The 1,411-nt window shown below is 61.0% G+C and carries 2 protein-coding genes; both read right to left on the bottom strand.

Features of this window, described 5'->3' with window-relative positions:
• Positions 1–27 precede the first annotated feature (27 nt).
• On the bottom strand, positions 28–285 hold the full coding sequence (locus QMG73_RS46095; RefSeq protein ID WP_281906506.1) for a hypothetical protein: 258 nt from the start codon (positions 283–285) through the stop codon (positions 28–30).
• A gap of 494 nt (positions 286–779) precedes the next feature.
• Positions 780–1,085, bottom strand: coding sequence for a hypothetical protein (locus QMG73_RS46090; protein WP_281906505.1), 306 nt, complete (start codon positions 1,083–1,085; stop codon positions 780–782).
• Between the last annotated feature and the right edge of the window lie 326 nt (positions 1,086–1,411).

The following is a 1,411-nucleotide window of genomic DNA, read 5'->3' as shown; positions in this document are numbered from 1 at the left end:
GGACGCCTCACCGACTTTCCCGAAGTCCTACGCACCGTCACCGGACTGGAGATCTACCGAACCTGGGGATAACCACGTTCTGAATAACGCTCCTACTTCACTTAACCCCCATGGCCCGTCACGCTTGTCCGCTTCGATCATGCGCTCTTGAATACCGCCCGCTACTTTCGAGATTGATTCGCCAAGCTCATCAAGGCGCTTCATGAGATTTTCCGTTAACGTCCTGCCAGCTAGATCACCGCCCATACCGCTCTTGGGTACGACCTGTACGGTAACTTCAGACATATGAACTCCGGCCTGTGATCAATGAGGTAAGAAGAGGCGGAACGGGAGCCTAGCAGACAGCTGGACCCATGCACAGGTGCTCGTTCGAGTGGTAAGTAGTCGCTATCATGACACATGAAGATAATGATCTTCGTGCACGTCTGATCCCCAAAGATTCGATCAGGTTAGCGGCAGCGTCGCTAGGCGCTCCCACCACATCCCATGCCTGAAATAGGCACCAAGACGTCACCCAAGATGCACATCCGGCGGGTGTTCGTGCAAATGCTGGGGCCGCCGGGCTTAACTGACGGTGAGATGATCGATTGGTATGTAGGAGAAGGTGCGCAGGCTGGTGCCCCGCGCACGGTCTGTTGATCACATTGGGCTGAGGGCCTGCCCCCGATGGATACGCCGATGAGCCTCTACACGTCGCGTGTCGGCGGCGGCGAACGCGACTGACGCGTCGCCAGCGCGGTGGGCTGCGGGTCCAGACCTGCGGTGAACGCCGGCCAACCTCACCAAGCCGGTCGACGATCACGGCGACCTTGTTCGACGAGGCCGCCTTCCACACCGAGCCGGCCCCACACGACGTTGAGCCGTTCATCGGCCCGTGGAATGCGACCGCCCCCGAGACGGCGTACCGCAGCGACGACACTCGCAAGCAGCACGAGATCATCCGCGCCTACGAGATCAGCTGGCACTGCGGTATGCACCCAGCCCACCAGAAGCGCCGGCTCCCTCCACCACTGCTCGACGCCCCCGTCCATCAACGCCACGGCGGTGCAGGCCACCACGGCGCGCCGCAACGGATCGTCGAACACCGGCTGGCCGATAACGGGTCTATGTCAACCGGGCTCGTTAGGCGCGTGCAGGCCTCACAGCGATCTGCTCTAGGCCGCAGCTCTCGTACGTGCAGTGCGCTTATTTTCGTCGCACCGCCTTTGGTAAATCTGCGCCGATAGCGATCGGCCCTCGGATCTTCTAGCCACGCCGTGCACCAGACTTCGACGTGTTCGTATCCAAGGTCGCGGTAATGAAGTCGCGGCGACTTCGAGAGCGCTATTCAGAACGTCTGATCGTCCACTGTGGTCAGGGCCACGGGTGTCACTACAGGTGACGGCGGCCGCCCCGGTGTAGATCACCTGGG

It is taken from the genome of Phytohabitans aurantiacus (assembly GCF_027923225.1).
In the GTDB taxonomy this organism is placed as follows: Bacteria; Actinomycetota; Actinomycetes; order Mycobacteriales; family Micromonosporaceae; genus Phytohabitans; species Phytohabitans aurantiacus.
This window is presented reverse-complemented; position numbering and strand designations above follow the sequence as displayed.